At 58.5% G+C, this 18,353-nt stretch carries 13 protein-coding genes; 8 read left to right on the forward strand and 5 right to left on the reverse strand.

All coding sequences use genetic code 11. The annotated features are described in order from the left end of the window. The first annotated feature begins 418 nt into the window (after positions 1–418). Positions 419–2,704: a TonB-dependent receptor gene (locus tag S101446_RS01420; RefSeq protein WP_087607372.1), complete on the forward strand. Its 2,286-nt coding sequence runs from the start codon at positions 419–421 to the stop codon at positions 2,702–2,704. 325 nt (positions 2,705–3,029) lie between these two features. After that, positions 3,030–4,646 carry a GMC family oxidoreductase gene (locus S101446_RS01425; RefSeq protein WP_087607373.1) on the forward strand — a complete coding sequence of 539 codons (1,617 nt, stop codon included), beginning with the start codon at positions 3,030–3,032 and terminating at the stop codon, positions 4,644–4,646. 35 nt (positions 4,647–4,681) lie between these two features. Here S101446_RS01425 and S101446_RS01430 read toward each other — a convergent pair whose 3' ends face one another. After that, complete coding sequence (locus S101446_RS01430; RefSeq protein WP_087607374.1) at positions 4,682–6,082, reverse strand: purine-cytosine permease family protein; 1,401 nt, start codon at positions 6,080–6,082, stop codon at positions 4,682–4,684. A 284-nt stretch (positions 6,083–6,366) separates the two neighbouring features. Between S101446_RS01430 and hutU the strand changes: the two genes are divergently transcribed. The 3 genes from hutU (at position 6,367) to S101446_RS01445 (ending at position 10,856) form a co-directional block, all read left to right on the forward strand. After that, the gene (gene hutU, locus S101446_RS01435) at positions 6,367–8,064 is read left to right on the forward strand and encodes a urocanate hydratase (protein ID WP_182355388.1); all 1,698 of its coding nucleotides are present in this window, start codon (positions 6,367–6,369) and stop codon (positions 8,062–8,064) included. Positions 8,065–8,068: 4 nt separating this feature from the next. Next, positions 8,069–9,616 carry a histidine ammonia-lyase gene (hutH, locus tag S101446_RS01440; protein WP_010507346.1) on the forward strand — a complete coding sequence of 516 codons (1,548 nt, stop codon included), beginning with the start codon at positions 8,069–8,071 and terminating at the stop codon, positions 9,614–9,616. A 97-nt stretch (positions 9,617–9,713) separates the two neighbouring features. After that, positions 9,714–10,856, forward strand: coding sequence for an alpha-hydroxy acid oxidase (locus S101446_RS01445; protein ID WP_087607375.1), 1,143 nt, complete (start codon positions 9,714–9,716; stop codon positions 10,854–10,856). 9 nt (positions 10,857–10,865) lie between these two features. Here S101446_RS01445 and hutC read toward each other — a convergent pair whose 3' ends face one another. From hutC to hisC, 4 genes are all read right to left on the reverse strand, one after another. After that, the gene (hutC, locus tag S101446_RS01450) at positions 10,866–11,591 is read right to left on the reverse strand and encodes a histidine utilization repressor (protein WP_010507350.1); all 726 of its coding nucleotides are present in this window, start codon (positions 11,589–11,591) and stop codon (positions 10,866–10,868) included. Positions 11,592–11,675: 84 nt separating this feature from the next. After that, on the reverse strand, positions 11,676–12,233 hold the full coding sequence (locus S101446_RS01455; RefSeq protein ID WP_087607376.1) for a HutD/Ves family protein: 558 nt from the start codon (positions 12,231–12,233) through the stop codon (positions 11,676–11,678). Continuing rightward, complete coding sequence (locus S101446_RS01460) at positions 12,230–13,627, reverse strand: FAD-binding oxidoreductase (protein ID WP_087607377.1); 1,398 nt, start codon at positions 13,625–13,627, stop codon at positions 12,230–12,232. Before S101446_RS01460 ends, S101446_RS01455 begins: the two co-directional genes overlap by 4 nt. Next, a complete protein-coding gene (gene hisC, locus S101446_RS01465) occupies positions 13,614–14,768 on the reverse strand; it encodes a histidinol-phosphate transaminase (protein WP_279629050.1) in 1,155 nt (384 codons plus the stop codon). Before hisC ends, S101446_RS01460 begins: the two co-directional genes overlap by 14 nt. 336 nt (positions 14,769–15,104) lie before the next feature. Here hisC and S101446_RS01470 point away from each other — a divergent pair, with 336 nt between their 5' ends. From S101446_RS01470 to S101446_RS01480, 3 genes are all read left to right on the forward strand, one after another. Continuing rightward, positions 15,105–16,262 carry an amine dehydrogenase large subunit gene (locus tag S101446_RS01470; protein ID WP_239648500.1) on the forward strand — a complete coding sequence of 386 codons (1,158 nt, stop codon included), beginning with the start codon at positions 15,105–15,107 and terminating at the stop codon, positions 16,260–16,262. 52 nt (positions 16,263–16,314) lie between these two features. Next, entirely contained in the window at positions 16,315–16,872 is a 558-nt protein-coding gene (locus tag S101446_RS01475) for a methylamine dehydrogenase light chain (RefSeq protein ID WP_087607379.1), read from the forward strand. Positions 16,873–17,252: 380 nt separating this feature from the next. Next, positions 17,253–18,353, forward strand: a complete 1,101-nt coding sequence (locus S101446_RS01480; protein ID WP_244184360.1) for a lipase family protein — start codon at positions 17,253–17,255, stop codon at positions 18,351–18,353.

Consider the following 18,353-nt stretch of genomic DNA (forward strand, 5'->3'; position numbering starts at 1 on the left):
ACATAAGGTTTTTTTATCAGGGCTGCTGTTGCTGGCGCGACAGCAGCCCTGAATGTTTGTGGCAAGTATTGCAGCGAATGGTGATATAACAGCCAGAATAATTGCTAAAATGCAACATGTCCCGATAAATGTATGGACAGCCCATATAGAGACGTCTGGAATGTAGGAATTCTGTTGCCTTGCCATTACGGGACCACAATAATACAACGATGTTATCTCTGCTTGTACATACATGTGGTTATGCAGCCGGCTCCGGGCCGGAAAAGTCAGCAGACACGGGCATGACGCGTGTTGCTGGTGCAATCAGATATTTTCCTGTCATGATTTTTAAGGGGGCAGTATGCGCAGACGTTCGACTGGCTTGACTGTATGTATGATACTGTCATCAACATTCCTGACTAATGGACTGCGTCTGCACATGGCCCATGCGGCCGATGTCGTGCAAAAAAATCCTGTCAATGCAAAGGCTACGACTGCATCCGGTGGCGCGACGAAGGCTGCCAGGGCGGGGGGCACGACAGTCAATACGGGCATCAATGCCACCGGCGCGGGTGAACAGCTGCGTGTCACGCGCACGCGTTCGTATGGGGGCCTGATCCGTAACGAAACGGCGGCGAAATCGGTCAGTACCGTATCCCATGATTATATTGCCAAGCAGGCGCCCGCGTCCAACCCGCTGGCGCTGGTGGCCATGTCACCGGGTGCGAACGTGTCCATGGGCGACCCGTTTGGTGTCAGTGATGAATCCGATATCAATGTCCGTGGCCTGAACCAGCAGGAAATTGGCTTCACCTTCGAAGGGGCGCCAATGAACGATCCGGATGACTATACCCCCAATTCGTCCGAATGGGTGGATAGCGAAAACATGGATAACGTCCAGCTGCAGCAGGGCGCCCCCAGCCTCGAAACCCCCACCACCACGTCATCTGGCGGCACCATGGCCGTCAAGATGCGCGGGCCCAAGCATACCCGTGGCGGCGAATTCGATGTCAGTTACGGCACGCACCAGATGAACCGCCAGTTCATCCGGTATGACAGTGGGGATATCGCCAATACCGGTCTGCGGGCATTTGCGTCCTTTTCCGACCTGACCAGTCGCGCCTGGCGTGGTCCCGGGCGGAACAACCGCTGGCATGTGGACTACAAGCTGATCAAGGAATGGGGGGACGGGAATTACATTTCCCTGTCCGGTTCCTACAACAATGAACATACGGCGTGGTACAGCACCCCGACCCTGAGCGACTGGAACAAGTACGGGCTGAAGAACAACCCTGACGACATGCAGGGCAAATATACCTTTGGCAGTCCAAATTATTACAAATCCTATGCCACCAGCTGGACCGACTATTTCCTGAGCGCACCGTCACATTTCAAGCTGGCGCGTAACCTGACACTGGATGTAACACCCTATTATTACCATGGCAGCGGGAACTATCCCTTTGGCGTGACAACCGTTTCGACAACCGGGCCGTATTATAACGGAACGACAGCCAATTCTTCACCGCTTGCCGGGAATAATTATTCGGAAGATGGTCAGACCGCGGCAATCCAGAACTGGATTGGCGTGGAAAACTATACAGGATTCAACTCCACCCTGCATTACAAGGTGGCCAACCATGACCTCGTCTTCGGGTACTGGTATGGCTATACCGACATGCATGTTGATGAACCGCTCAGCGGGCTGGATGCGTCCGGCAATTCAACGGGCTACCTGCGGCAGCAGGATGGCACCACGCTGAATGAATGGTCCTATCACACCATCACCCAGACGAATGCGCTGTATATTGGCGATACCATGCATTTCCTGAACAGGAAGCTGACGCTGGATGTTGGCTTCAAGGAAGTCATGGCGGCACGAAATGGCACGCTGAACCAGCCTGGCCCCCAGTACAACGCCAATTATTATTCGGCACAGCCGCTGCCGCGCATGTCCATCAGCTACAAGTTCAACCCGAAAATCATGGTATTCGGCAACGTGACGACCAGTTACCGCCTGCCGCTGGGTTCCGCTTTCTACAACCAGTATGACAGTCCGTGGGATGGCGGGATGTATCAGACTGCGAACAAGAAACTGCATGATGAATACAGCGTGTCGGAAGAAGTGGGTGCACGGTACCATGACAAGTGGATCACGGCATCGCTGACCCTGTTCAATTACAACTTCTCGCATCACCAGATTAACGAATACATCGGTAACGTGCCATATTATCAGGATGCGGGCAGCATGACGACGCGCGGTTTCGATGGTGAACTGGCGCTGCATCCATGGCATCACATCACGCCTTACGGGTCGGTTGAATATCTGTATGCCCGTCAGGATTCCAACATTACAATGGATGGCGTGACCTATCACACGGCAGGCAAGATGGCGACTTCCGCGCCACGCTGGATGGCGGCGGCCGGCCTGCAATATGATGATGGTCGTTTCTTTGGCAGTGTGTCGCTGAAATATGTGGACAAGGAATATGGCACGTTCATGAACGATGAACAGATTTCCGGTCACAAGCAGGTTGACATGATGATTGGCGCCCGCGCGCCGGATATCGGCTTCCTCAAGGCGCCTTCACTGCGTCTGAACGTCATCAACCTGGCGGATCATCACTACCTGTCCGGTGTGTATAATACCGGGCCGGTCGCGGGCACCGCGCAGTACTACACGGCGCCGAACTTCGCGTGCCTGGGAACATTCAGCACGGGCTTCTGATCCGGTTGCGTTCCATGAAGGGGTCATGCCTGCGGGCATGGCCCCTTTTTTGTGGGGCTGGATAGGTTTTGACTATCCACCTGGTACGTTTTTTGTTGTTGTCCTATATGGGGTAAACATTACGATTTCAGTTATCTGAAATACATACATGATATCAGAAGCTGTTTGAAAAGTCAGATCGGGAAGCATCCTGCAATCATAGGGAAGTTTCTGCTGAAGCTTTTTTCGAAAAAGCGGAGCCTGGAAACTTTTACTGTTTCTTGTCAATCAATTGTTTTCAGATGGCTTCTTATCATGATTGTGACAAGGCAAGGTATGTAAATCGATGCGGCAGGCGTCCTTTCCTCGTGAATTTGACTATATCATTGTCGGGGGCGGATCCTCGGGGTGCGTGCTGGCTAATCGGTTGAGCGCCGATCCGCGTAACCAGGTCTGCCTGATTGAAGAAGGGGGCGGTGATAACACGCCCCGTATCCAGATCCCCGCCGGTACCCTGACCCTGTATAAAAGCCGCAAGCTGGCCTATCAGTTTTTCTCGGTGCCGCAGGCTGATCTGGATAACCGCCGCATCCATGTGCCGCGCGGCCGGGGTCTGGGTGGTTCCAGCATAATGAACAGCATGATCTATATCCGTGGCGACCGGTCGGATTATGATGGCTGGGCAGCACGGGGATGTGCCGGGTGGGACTATGCCTCGGTCCTGAAATATTTCATGAAATCGGAACATGACTGCCTTGGCCATGATCCCCGCTTTCATGGGACGCAGGGCGAACTGGATGTCACCGCCCCGCGTGAAGCCAATCCGCTGTCACGTCTGTTTATCGAAGCGGCCGAACAGGTCGGACAGAAGGAAAATCCCGATTTCAACGGCAGCGTCCTTGAAGGTGTGGGGATTTACAATGTCACGCAGCGCGATGGAAAACGGTTGAGCGCCTATCGTGCATTTGTGCATCCTGTACGCCACCGGCCCAACCTGCATGTCATGACAGGCATGACGGTCAGGTCCCTGATTATCCGGCAGCACAGGATACTGGGGGTCAATGTGGTCTATGGCGGGCAACAGTTTGGCCTGTTCGCCCAACGGGAAACCGTACTGTCGGCGGGGGCCATTGGCTCCCCTGTCATCCTTATGGCATCGGGGATCGGGCGGGGAAATGATCTGGTGGGGGCGGGTCTGTCCGTGATCCATGAATTGCCGGGGGTGGGACAGAACCTGCAGGATCATCTGGACGGCTTGGTCACCGTGCGGTCGGATGAGGCGCGCAGCCTTGGCTTTTCATGGAAATCGTTGCCCGCCGTCCTGTCTTCCCCGCATAAATATGCCCTGTGGCGCAAAGGGTGGCTGACAACCAACTATGTCGAAGCAGGCGGCTTCGCCCGCACGCCACTGGCGGATGGCCTGCCGGATGTCCAGTTCCATTTCGTACCCGGATTTCGCAGCCACCGGGGGCGTCTGTTTGAAATGGGGCATGGGTTTGCCATCCATACCTGCGTGCTGCGTCCGCATAGCCGGGGAGAAATCCGTCTGGGCCGAAATGGGCCGCAGGATATCCAGATTGATTTCCGTTTCCTGCATGATCCCCGTGACGGGATGGTCCTGCGGGAAGGGATCCGTCTGGCGCGCCAGATCATACGCGCCCCGGCCTTTGACGGCATTCGTGGGCGCGAAATGGCGCCTGGCCCCGATGTGGTGACTGACGACGAACTGATGGCCTATATCAGGCGTAGCGCCAGTACGGTCTTCCACCCCGCAGGCACATGCCGGATGGGCATGGACGAAAACGCGGTGGTGACCCCGGACCTGAAATTACGGGGAATGACGGGACTACGGATTGCCGATGCCTCGATCATGCCGACATTGGTCAGCGGCAATACCAATGCGCCCTGTATCATGATTGCTGAAAAAGCTGCCGATATGATCCTGTCAGACCGGCAGCAGTAAACAGGCGGGAAGACCGGAGCGGATCGGGGATGCCCTCAATCCGCTGTGGCGGCAAGGCCGGCCGGGGTTGCGCGTGCCTGCCGCCCCGCTGCCCACCAGTACAGGGGCGTGGTGACAACAAGACCGACAATCCATGACAGGTCTACCCCATGCACCAGCCGCGCCATGGGACCAGTGAACAGGGCATTGGACAGGAAGGGGATCTGGATCAGGATGCCGACAAAATAGCAGATGAAGGCCGGTTTGTTGTAGCGACCATAACGTCCGCCCGTCGGGTGGAAAAAGGCTTCGACATCATATTCACCCCGATGGATCAGGTAATAATCCGTCAGGTTGATCGCGGTCCACGGGATCATGACCGACATCAGCAGTTCAAGGAATTCGCTGTACAGCGTCATGAAGCTGCGGGCCATGAACACGGCCATAAGCAGTGCGATCGTCAGCAGCCCCGATGTAATGGCAAGGCGCAGCGCCTTCTGGTGCCGGCGCGTGGAGACAAAGGTCTGGATGATTGTCAGGGTGGACAGGGCGCCGCAATAGACATTCATCGCGTTGGCCACGGCAATGCTGAGCGACAGGGCACACAGCACCGGCACGGCCGCGCCATGCAGCATCTGCCCCAGGGTCGCGACAATATTATGGCCACTGGCCAGCAGGCCGATCATGGCCCCCAGCGCCATGGGCAGCACGGATCCCAGCACGGCGCCCCAGAAACAGGCATGGAACGCCTTGCGCTCCCCATCCGGGCCGGGAGGCAGGTAACGCGATGAATCGGATACATAGGGGGCATAGGCAATCTGCCACAGGGCGGCGGTCGAAATCGTGCCCAGCAGGCCACGCGTGCTGATATGGGCGTGGCTGGCCTGCAGCAGGTCCGTGCCATGTTCCCAACCGACAAGACACAGGCACAGCATGATGGCGACCCCGCACACCCATGTCATGATGCGTGCGGCCGTATGGATCATGCCATAACCGTAAATGGCGGGAATGACGGACAGCGCCTGAATGATCAGGATACCCCCCAGTCGGCTGAGATGCGGCACGATGAACTGCAGCCCTTCGCCACCCAGCACCAGGTTGGACGCGGCAAAGCCCACATACATGATGACGATCAGGGCCGTGATCGGCACGGCGCCGACAATGCCGAACTGGCCACGTGTCTGGACCATCTGCGGCACGCCAAGGCGCGGGCCCTGCGCTGCATGCAGCGCCATGAAGATGGCGCCGATCATGTTGCCGGCAATGATGGCGGCAAGGGCGGGCAGGAAAGGCAGGCCAAAGACACCTGTCGCCAGCGCCCCGGTCACGACCGTCAGCATCATCAGGTTGGAACCGAACCATATCGTAAACAGGTCACGGGGCCGTCCGTGGCGCTGGTCCAGCGGGATACGGTATATGGTCGCGGATTCGATTTTTGTCGGAACCGTCTCTGCCATCAGGAAATATACTCCGTAACGATATGGCGTTCCCTGTCGGGCAGGGGCGCTGGACCTATCGTAAGTGATGCATAGCGTTTGCTTGCATAACTTATTCTGTCTCAACGAAACAAAAAAATATATGCGATGCTGAAGTTAAGGGCAGTCCGCGCCCTGGCGCGCGGTTGTGGCCGCATCTGTCGCCACAGGAAAACATCATATCATTTCGGGTATGGATTGACAGGGCAAAATCGATATGCGCTAACTATTGATATATACAAGTGCATGCAAGGTGATCCGACGCTATGACCGAGACCTCCCCCCCCTGTAATGATCGCATGGCAAACGACCGCGTGATCCGCGCGCCCCATGGTTCCCGGTTGACAGCGCGTAGCTGGCAGACCGAAGGGGCCCTGCGCATGTTGATGAACAACCTTGACCCCGAAGTGGCCGAAAACCCGTCCGAACTGGTTGTATATGGGGGTATCGGCCGGGCAGCCCGCAACTGGTCCTGTTACGACCGTATCGTTGAATGTCTGCGTGGGCTGGAAGATGACCAGACGCTGCTGGTGCAGTCGGGCAAGCCTGCGGGCATTTTCCGTACCCATGCCGATGCGCCGCGGGTGCTGATCGCCAATTCCAACATCGTGCCGCATTGGGCAAACTGGGACAAATTCAACGAACTCGACCGACTTGGCCTCATGATGTACGGCCAGATGACGGCCGGATCATGGATTTACATCGGTTCGCAGGGGATCGTGCAGGGTACGTATGAAACCTTTGTTGAAATGGGCCGCCAGTACTATGGCGGCAACCTGACGGGCCGCTGGATCCTGACGGGTGGCCTTGGCGGCATGAGCGGGGCGCAGCCACTGGCCGCAGTCATGGCTGGTGCGTCCATGCTGGCGGTGGAATGCCAGCCCGGCCGTATCCAGAAACGGCTGGAGACCGGCTATCTGGACCGTCGGGTGGACAACCTTGACGAGGCGCTGGAACTGATTGCCGAAGCAAACCGCAGCGGCAAGCCCGTTTCGGTTGGCCTGCTGGGCAATGCGGCTGAAGTATTTCCCGAACTGGTACGTCGTGGCATCCACCCCGATGCGGTGACGGACCAGACATCGGCGCATGATCCGCTCAATGGCTACCTGCCTGCGGGCTGGACGCTGGAACAGGCGGAAAAAATGCGCATTACCGACCCCGCAGCCGTGGAAAAGGCGGCAAAGGAGTCGATGCGCCTGCATGTCGAAGCCATGGTGGCGTTCCACAAGCTGGGTATCCCGACCTTCGATTACGGTAACAATATCCGCCAGATGGCGTATGAGGCCGGTTGCGCGGACGCCTTTGCGTTCCCCGGTTTCGTGCCGGCCTATATCCGCCCGCTGTTCTGCCGTGGGATCGGCCCGTTCCGCTGGGCCGCGCTGTCCGGTGACCCCGAGGACATCTATCGCACGGACCAGAAGGTGAAGGAACTGCTGCCGGACGACCATCACCTGCATAACTGGCTGGATATGGCGCGTGAGAAAATCCAGTTCCAGGGCCTGCCGTCGCGTATCTGCTGGGTTGGCCTTGGGGACCGGCACCGTCTTGGCCTCGCATTCAATGAAATGGTGGCCAAGGGCGAACTGAAGGGGCCGATCGTGATCGGTCGTGACCACCTGGACAGTGGTTCCGTCGCCAGCCCCAACCGGGAAACGGAAGCCATGCGGGACGGCAGTGATGCCGTATCGGACTGGCCGCTGCTCAATGCGCTGCTGAATACGGCGTCGGGTGCGACGTGGGTTTCCCTGCATCATGGTGGTGGCGTGGGCATGGGCTTCTCCCAACATGCCGGGATGGTGATCGTCGCGGACGGGAGCGAGGGGGCAACCCGACGGCTTGAACGCGTGCTGTGGAATGACCCGGCTACCGGCGTGATGCGCCATGCGGATGCGGGCTACGACATCGCCGTTTCCTGTGCCAATGAAAAAGGGCTCGACCTGCCCATGATTACGCGAAAGAGCTGAAATTATGACAACAACAGACAGGCTGGTGCTGGAACCCGGTCAGCTGACACTGGCACAGATGCGCCAGTTCTACCTTGACGGGTCGGATGTCGCGCTGGCGGCGGGCGTGGTGGCGCATCTGCATGAAGCCGCGGCTTCCGTGACCCGGATCGTGGAACGGGGCGAGCCGGTTTACGGCGTCAATACCGGCTTTGGCAAACTGGCCAAGACACGTATCCCCGATGACAAACTGCGTGACCTGCAGCGCAACCTCGTGCTCAGCCACGCCGCAGGGATCGGGGAGCCGATGCCCGCACGTATCGTGCGCCTGATCATGCTGCTGAAGGCAAACGGCCTGGCCCGTGGTTTTTCGGGTGTCCGGGCGGAAGTGGTCGAACTGCTGGTCACCATGCTCGAACGTGGTGTCGTGCCGGTCATCCCGTACAAGGGATCGGTCGGCGCATCCGGTGATCTGGCGCCGCTTGCGCATATGAGTGCCGTGATGATCGGGGAAGGCGAGGCCTTTATCAATGGCGAAAGGCATGCCGGGGCTGAGGCAATGCGCCTGGCCGGGCTGTCACCGCTGGAACTGGGGCCGAAGGAAGGCCTGGCACTGCTGAACGGCACGCAGGTTTCCACCGCGCTGGCGCTGGCGGCACTGTTTGACGCCGAACGCCTGCTGCAATGCGCCCTTGCGACTGGCGGCCTGACCCTTGACGCCGCGCGCGGCACGGATGCGCCATTCGACCCACGCCTGCATGAACTGCGTGGCCAGCGTGGCCAGATCGAATGCGCCAGCGTCTATCGGGCGCTTATGCACGGATCAGCCATTCGCGCGTCCCATGTCGAGGAAGACGAACGCGTGCAGGACCCGTACTGCCTGCGTTGCCAGCCGCAGGTCATGGGCGCATGTCTGGACAGCCTGCGCCATGCGGCGGGTATCCTGCTGCTGGAAGCGAACGCGGTTTCTGACAACCCCATTCATTTTGCCGATACGGATGAAATGATTTCCGGCGGCAACTTCCATGCGGAACCCGTGGCGATCGCATCTGACCTCATGGCGATTGCAGTATCGGAAATCGGGGCCATTGCCGAACGGCGCCTTGCCCTGCTGGTCGATGCGCAGATGAGCGGCCTGCCGCCGTTCCTGGTCAATGACAGTGGCCTGAATTCAGGCTTCATGATTGCACAGGTCACGGCTGCGGCCCTTGCGTCGGAAAACAAGACGCTGGCCCATCCCGCCAGTGTGGACAGCCTGCCGACGTCCGCCAATCAGGAAGATCACGTCAGCATGGCAACCTTTGCTGCCCGCCGGGTGACAGATATTGTCGATAATGTCCGTGTCATCCTCGCGGTGGAATATCTGGCGGCGGTTCAGGGCCTGGATTTCCTGGCGCCCCTGTCTTCGTCAAAGTCACTGGTCGCGGCGGCGCAGGTCCTGCGCGCGCATGTTCCGTTCTTTGAACAGGATCGCCTGTTCACGCCCGACATTGAAAAGGCGGCGGAACTGCTGGCGGATGGCAGTCTGGTCACAACCATTGGCCAGCATGTGGCGCTGCCGCAGGTCGGATAGGGCGGACATATCCCTTTCCCGGTCTTTATTATTGTAAAGTAATGGGTTAGGGATATTTCAGGTCATGACGTAACAAGGACGTGGAGAAAGACGGACGATGGAATTTTCAGGCATTGACGACCTGTGTCAGATGGCCAACCGTCGCCTGCCACGCCTGTTTCGTGATTATGTGAACGGGGGCGCGCATGGTGAAGTCGCCGTGCGCGCGAACCGGCAGGCCTTTCTTGACTGGAAAATCATTCCGCGCTGCCTGCGCGATGTATCGCAGGTGGATATCGGGTCCACGTGGCTGGGCAGGCCCCGTGGGGCACCGTTCATGCTGGGGCCGGTCGGTTTCGCAGGCATGATGCATGCCGGTGGGGACGTCATGGCGGCGCAGGCCGCGGCGCGGGCAGGTATTCCGTTGGCCGTTTCCACCTTCTCCATCGCTTCCATGGAAAAACTGTCCCGTGTGCCGGGCGTGGACCTGCTGGCGCAGATCTATGTCTTCAGGGATCGCGACCTGACGCGTGACATGCTGCGTCGTGCGCATGCATGCGGAATAGATGGCATCATCCTGACGGTGGATACTGCCATTACGCCCATGCGGGCGCGTGATGTCCGCAACGGGTTCCGGCGCATGACCCGTCCCTCGGTTGCCCAGCTTCTTTCGATGGCTGGCAGGCCGGGATGGAGCCTGCGCATGCTGATGGCAGGAAAAGCCCGCATCGGCAATCTCGCCCCTTATGGCATGGGCCGGAACCTGCTGGAGGAGGCGCGCAATGCTGCTGCTGAAATCGACCCCTCCCTGACATGGCAGGATCTGGCATGGCTCCGTAAGGAATGGGGTGGCAGGCTGATCGTCAAGGGAGTGATGGATGCGGCCGATGCCCGCCAGTGCGTGGACAACGGGGCGGATACGCTGATTGTCTCCAATCACGGTGGGCGGCAGATGGACCCATCGCCCGCAACACTGTCCGTATTGCCGGAAATTGTGGAAGCCGTCGGGGATCGGTGCGAGGTCGTGCTGGATAGTGGCGTGCGACAGGGGGGTGATATTGTCACCGCGCTGGCGCTGGGTGCGTCCGGGGTGGCGTTGGGCCGCCCGTGGGCATGGGCGCTGGCGGCTGGCGGACGGAAGGGCATGGACGCCCTGACAACTGGCCTGTCGGGTGAAGTGCGCGATGTCATGGGACTGGCCGGGGTTCGCAATATGGCCGAACTGGTGGCCCAGCGGAAGCAGGTGCTGCGTCGGGCCTGACCATTTTCCTTACATATACTGGCGGCCACCCAGGCTGTACCGGCTGCCAGGATAGGTGAAGATGCCTTTCATCACGATCCTGTCCTGCACCCATGTGCGGCGGACCAGTTGCAGACAGGCTTCCGGCGTTTCCAGTTCCAGCAGGTGCTGGAGTTCCTGCGACGGGGTGATGGCAAAAATGACGTGCTCGATTTCATCCGGTCCGGCAATGTGGTACAGGTGCCGGTGTGGATGCGCGATGGAAAAATCCTGATTCAGGTAATCCGGTGCAAAGTGTGGTGAAACATAACGCTCTTCCACCTGCAGGGGCGTATCGTCCTCATAATGTACGATTACGGAATGAAACAGCTTGCTGCCCGGACGCTGGTCGAACGACATGGCCAGGTCAACATCGGCCCGCGCCGTGTCCAGCGTGATGACGCGGGAGCGGTGGGTATGGCCGCTGGCAATAATGTCATCGGCAATATCATGTAACTGCAGCAGTTCGGCGCGTGGGGCAGGGCGGGCGACGAAGGTGCCGACACCCTGCGCGCGCGTGACCATTCCTTCCGTCATCAGTTCACGCAGGGCGCGATGTACCGTCATGCGCGATACGCCGGTAATTTCCACCAGTTCACTTTCGGATGGCAGGCGCTGGCCCACCTTCCACTCTCCCCGCTTTATCCGTGCCGTGATATACTGCTTGACCTGTTCATAGCGCGTGATTGCCTGAGTTTCAGCAATACCTGTAGCCATATTACAGTACTCAATTCATGGTCTATGGCAGCCTGCGGGGCGCCGGATGGAAAACAAATGATCAGGCGTCGTCTTAACATAGTCTTACATACATGATGAGGCAATGTAACACAACGCGGATTGCTGGTCCTGACCGGGCAAGGGGGCAATATGCCGTATCCTGCCATGCATGATTTCGCCTGTCGTAACATGGTGGACCGCGTTACTGGCGCAGGTTGCGCGCCACGAACCGCGCACGGGAACAATAACGGCATCCGCTTCTGCATTGGGAAAGAACGTTGTCGTTACCGACCGGATCGCGGCATCGGGGAACCGGTCAGGCGCAAACATGATGTTCAGTACGGAAACGGCACCTTCATCCAACCGACACGTAAGGGGAAGCATGCCGGAAAACGACAGGACCGCCCCCGCACGTTCCAGCCGCATGCATTCGCGTGTGGGCAGGATCAGTTCCAGCCCGGCGCCGGACAGCAGCGCCTGCTGGCGCTGCATGCCGGGATAGGCGGAAAAGGAACATGACCGGTCAATGGTCGCGATACTGACCCGCCAGCCGGGAGATTCCGTAACGGGCCGGGTTATGCCCTGCCCATTTTTCCATGGGCGGGTGGGCAGTATCCGGATGGAAGATATCCGCAATGTCACGGGCTGACTGCCGCGGGCAGCAGCATGCCGGGATTAAGGATATTGCGCGGGTCCAGCGCCCGCTTGATTGCGTGCATGACCATAATCGCGTCGTTGCCGTGCTGGTTGTGCATGAACATCTGCTTGGCAATGCCAATGCCGTGTTCCCCGCTTATGGAACCCCCAAGGTCAAGGGCGCGCTGGATGATCTTGTGATCAAGCGCCTGCGCGCGCGCCCATCCGTCCGGTTCTGGCGGGATCAGGATGACGGTATGGAAATTGCCGTCCCCCACATGGCCGACAATGGGGGCGACCAGACCCGATTCCTCAATGTCCTGCTTGGCCAGTGTAATCATGTCGGTCATGGCGGAAATCGGCACGACCGCGTCGGTAGTCATGCCCTTGTGCCCCTGTCGGTAGGCCATGCAGGCCCAGAAGGCGTCGTGACGGGCTTTCCATAACCGGGTGCGTTCCTCCGGGCTGGCGGATGCCCGGAATGACAGCCCGTTATGGTATTCGGTGATTTCGCGCAGCAGGTCCGCCTGTTCCGTGACCGATGCCGGGGATGCATGCAGTTCAAAGAACAGGGTGGGCAGGGGACGATATCCCTCCAGTGATGAATATCTGATACAGGCATCCATCTGCACGTCATCCAGCAGTTCCAGCCGCCCGATGGGCAGGCCGGCCTGAATGATGGAGGTGGCCGTGTCTACGGCATCCGCCAGTGTGCTGAACTGGCAGGTCGCCCCCAGAATGGTTTCAGGCAACGGATGCAGGCGGGCCTGGATTTCCGTAATGATGCCCAGCGTGCCTTCCGATCCGATCAGCAGGCCGGTCAGGTCATACCCGGTCGCGGATTTGCGGACATTGCCCCCCGTCTGGATGATTTTGCCATCCGCCATCACGGCGGTCAGGCCCAGCACGTTCTCGCGCATCGTGCCATAGCGTACGGCCCCCGTGCCGGACGCACGGGTGGCGCACATGCCACCCAGCGTTGCTTCCCCACCGGGGTCCACGGCAAAAAACAGCCCATCGCTGCGCAGCAGGCCATTCAGCTGCTGGCGCGTCACCCCGGCCTGCACCCGGCAGCTTAGATCCTGCGGGCGGATATCGAGAATGGCGTTCATCTGTGACAGGTCAAGGCTGACGCCGCCTTTCGTCGCGGTCAGCTGCCCTTCCAGTGATGTTCCCCCGCCAAAGGGAATGACCGGCAGGTACAGGTCATGACAGGCAGAAACGATGGCCGCGACTTCTTCCGTCGTCCGGGCAAACACCACCACGTCTGGCTGTGCGGCCGGGTCGAGGGACTGCCAGCCTTCGCCATGCGCATGATGCTGCCGGACAGTCGCATTGGTGGAAATCCTGTTCCCCATCAGGGGCTGGATGCGTGCGATGAAGGTCTCAATGGCTGTCATCGGTCAGTCCCGTTTCAATGGAGAGGGCACGGAGGAAACGGTCATTATCCGCAGGCAGGCCAACGCTGACGCGCAGGCATGTTTCGAATCCTTTTTCACGCCACGGTTTGATGATGACGCCATGCCGCAGCAGGCGTTCCGCAAGGGCGGAAGCGTTCTGACCGACGTCAAGGAATATGAAGTTGGTATGCGACGGCACGGGGGCGTAACCCTGTCGCGTCAGTTCATTCATGAAGCGTGCGCGTTCTGCCACGGTTGCTGCGACGCTGTCGTGCATGTGCGTCCTGTCATGCAGGCATGCCAGCGCCATGTCCTGTGCCGCCATGTTGGTGTTGAACGGATCACGCACCTTGTTCAGGGTGCCGATGACGCTGCTATCGGATGCCAGCGCGTAGCCAATTCTCAGACCGGCAAGGGCATAGGCCTTGGAAAACGTGCGCAGCACCAGCCATGGCCGTGCCTGCCGGGGCAGGATTTTCGTGGCGTCGGGATAATCCGGGCTGCCAAGGGCGTATTCGTAATAGGCCTCGTCAATGACAATCAGGGTATCTTGCGGGCAGCATGCCACCAGTTCCAGCATGTCGGTTGCGTTCATCATGCAGCCGACCGGGTTGGAGGGATTGGAAAACATGAGGATTTTCAAGGAGGCGGCCTGAACCACCCGCTTCATGGCCGGCAGGTCGAACTGACCTTCGGCGGTAATGGGAACCGCATCGACCCGTGCGCCCATCATTTCAGGCCATATCACATGCAGCCCGAAGGACGGCAGCACGGTCACGACCCGGTCGCCAGGGGAAAGATAGGCCTCGCAGATCAGGCGTATGATCTGTTCCGATCCATTGCCCAGCATGATGTGGTCCGCTGGCGTGCCCGTTGCCTGCGCCAGCGCATGGCGCAGTGTCGATGCCGTTGCATCGGGGTAGCGGAATAGCTGGCGTGTCAGATTCTCCCACTGCTTCAGGGCGGCGGGGGACGGGCCATAGGGGTTTTCGTTGCTGCCCAGTTTTGAAATATGGGATGCGTTGTATTTCTGGCGTACCTCATCTTCCGACAGGCCTGCGTTGTAGACGGGCAGGGCGGCAACTTCGGGACGGGCGGGCACGCGTATTGACCGGGTAGGCACGGAAGAAGAAGCTGCCATGGAGATAGCCTTTTTCAATAAATTGCATCTACTTGTATATACATAGCGGCCATGACTGTTGTTGTAAATATGCAACGAGCATCCGCCATCGCGATTACCGGGTCAACAACATGTGCGATACGGCGCCCGGACGGGCATGGTCCATGCGCAATGGACAGGTATGGCGAACCCTGTCCATGCACCGGAATCCGTGGCGTGGACATGCGTCCCGTTCTGGCTGCGCTGCGGTTCCGGCGCGCGTCACGCCGTGATTTGTCATATCGGGTATGCTGGCTTATATATATTGTGATATCGCAATAATATTAATACCGTAAGAAATCTTGATGGAGGAAGTGCATGACAGGTTGGTTTCGGCGCGTATCGGCCATGATCGCATCTGTCGTGGTTTCCTCACCGGGTCTGGCGCGGGCGGCCGATCCGGCACCCGTCCTGCAGGCGGAACAGAGTGATGTCGCCCAGCTTCCGGCAATGGGCGCGCACTGGGTCCTTCCCTATACCAAAACGACTGCAATCACCCTTTATGACGGGGATAACGGTCACGTTCTGGGCACGCTGCCTGCAACGCCGCTGGCCAATACGGTCATTACACCGGACCGGCGGAGCATATACATAACCGAGACATCATGGTCGCTTGTCGATCATGGGGACCGGCATGACATGCTGCAGCAGTTCGATGCCCGCACACTGGAACGCGTGCGCGAACTGGCCCTGCCGCCGCGCGCGCTGGTGGGGCGCAAGCAGCAGAATTTTGATGTTGATGCCAATGGGAAGTTCGGGTTCATATTCGATCTCAGCCCGGCTTCCGCCGTCACGGTTGTTGACCTGTCCGCGTTCAGGGTGGTCCGTACGGTCGATATTCCCGGTTGCGCGCTGGTCTTTCCATGGCAGGGCGGCGGCTTTTCCAGCCTGTGCGGTGACGGATCACTGACCAATGTGGCGGTTGGATCGGACGGGAAGGCCACTGTTACCCATTCAAAACCGTTTTTCAGCGCGGATGGCGACCCGGTCTATGAACAGAGCCTGGCGGAACGCGCGAAGGGTGATGCCTATTTCATTACCTATAGCGGCAAGGTCATGAAGGCGCATCTGGGCCCGCAACCGGTTATTGAAACCGCATGGTCGATCCAGCAGGCGGCAGGCCAGCCCGTTGCCGGAACCGGGGTGCAGGAACTGGCGTGGCGTCCGGGCGGTACGCAGCCATTTGCCATGTCCTATTACAACCACCATCTCTTTGCCCTGATGCACATGGGCACATACTGGACCCATAAGACGGCAGGCACCGAAGTATGGGAACTTGATACGCAGGCCCATCGTCTGGTGCGTCGCATCGACCTGCCGGCACCGGCCAAGGCGGTGGCGGTCAGCCAGGACCAGAAACCATTGCTGTACGCCAATGGGGAAAACGGAAACCTGATGGTCATCGACCTGCAGAATGGGAAGACACTGCGCAATACCCACATTGACGCAGGCGCCATGACCCTCACGCCACCGTAAGAATCTTTTCCGTTAATTCATACTGTTCCCCTTGGTTTGGAAAATACTGGTCATGACTGAATCTTTTTTTGATAGGCTGGGTGAAAAGCTGACAAGGAAAATGGCGCAGGGAATTTCCCGTCGCAGCATGATCGCCAGGGCGGGAAGTGCGGCGGTGGTGACGTCTTCCCTGCCAGTTCTGCCCGTTCAGCGTGCACAGGCTGCTGCGGCACAGGCGCCGCAATCCGCCGCAGTTTCGGATTTCGACCGCCGTGCCCAGTCCACGGATCCGACAAAATGTGATTACTGGCGGCATTGCGCCATTGACGGGGTGCTGTGCGGATGCTGTGGCGGTGGTGTGCATACCTGCCCACCCGGCACACAGCCATCCCCCGTATCGTGGATAGGAACCTGCCGTAATCCTGTCGATAACCGGTCTTATGTCATTGCCTATCGGGATTGCTGTGGGCGCACATTGTGTAATTCGTCCCCTGATTGCCATTGTAATACCGAAGACAGGGAGCTGCCTGTTTACCGGCCCCAGGCCAATAATGACATTATCTGGTGTTTTGGGGGATCGTCTGCGGTCTATCATTGCTCCACAGCGGCACTGGTCGGGCAGGCGGAATAAATACAGGAATTTATATATAAATAGCGGAATTGATCTGTATTCATTCGGTGTTTCATTAATTTTTTCTGTACAAATACAGAAAAAATGAATTTACCGAATGATACGGTATTTCCCGTGACGTGTGGTTCCTCACGCAGCATGCATGGCCGGTTTGACCATGCATACAGTTCTTTCCGCCGTTCCGGGCACCAGTCGTCCATGTCCGGTAATGTTGTCTATAAAAAAATAAATTCATGGGAAGAAAAGAGAATTATATAATGTTATCGAATATTTCAAGAAACACTCTTTTTGCCTGTGGTTTTCTGACATGGGCCACGGTGCCTTCATATGCGCATGCCAGTGAACTGAAACAGGCGCAGCTTAAGGAATCCCGGAATGCATTGGAAAACGAAGCATTTTATCAGGCGCCGCAAGATGGTAATGCCCCCACATATCCGGGCGCACTGATCCGTCAGGAACGGGCAACGGATTATACCCTGCCGCCGGGTGTGCAGGCCTACCGTATTCTTTATCATTCGCTGGACGCCACGCGGCATGATGTCGTCTCGTCCGCTGTCGTGCTGGTGCCGGCAGGACCGGTACCGGCTGGTGGGTGGCCGGTTGTGGCATGGGCGCACGGCACCAGTGGTGTCGCCCAACAATGCGCGCCATCACTGATGAAGAATCTGTATTACGGGAACGAAGGGCTTTTCGATTTTCCTGCACATGGCCTTGCTGTTGTCGCAACGGATTATCATGGGCTGGGCACGTCCGGTGCCCACCAGTACATGAACAAGTTGGCCCAGGGTTATGATGTCATCTATTCGGTTGCGGCCGCACGGTCGGCCGTACCGGCACTGGGAAGCAGGTGGGTCGCCGATGGGCACTCCCAGGGCGGCATGGCGTCATGGAGTGTCGGGGAAATGGAACATGATATTGCCGATCCCGGCTACCTGGGAACGGTATCGGTTTCCGGCACGATCAATATGCCAGATTTCGTTCATCCGTTACCGGGAGAAGGAGGCGAAAGTTTTTATACCCCCATGGTGGCGTATGGCCTTCAGGCCCGTTACCCGCAGTTTGATCCGCGCTTCATGCTGAATGACGCGGGCATGACGCATTATGATGGCGCGGTCAGGCAGGGCTGCTGGTACGTTGCCAGCGCCCTGTATGATGGCCAGTCCATTGACAGCATTACAAGGAAGGGCTGGCTGGATAACAAATTCGTCCAGTCCATGTTCCATGAGGACGCGGTGGGGCGTCAGCCACTGAAGGGGCCGCTTCTGGTCATTACCGGTGGTGGCGATGTGACAGTGCCCCCGGAAGGGGTCAGGGCGACGGCGCGTACGGCCTGCCACAATCACATTCCGCTGTCTTTCACTGAATTACCGGGACTGGATCATGACCCGACCATGATCCAGTCCACTGCCATGCAGATTGCATGGATCAAGGACAGGTTTTCGGGCAGGCCGGCGCCGGAAAACTGCGACAGCCTGAAATGA

The sequence above is a fragment of the Komagataeibacter europaeus genome (assembly GCF_002173515.1).
GTDB classification, from domain to species: domain Bacteria; phylum Pseudomonadota; class Alphaproteobacteria; order Acetobacterales; family Acetobacteraceae; genus Komagataeibacter; species Komagataeibacter europaeus.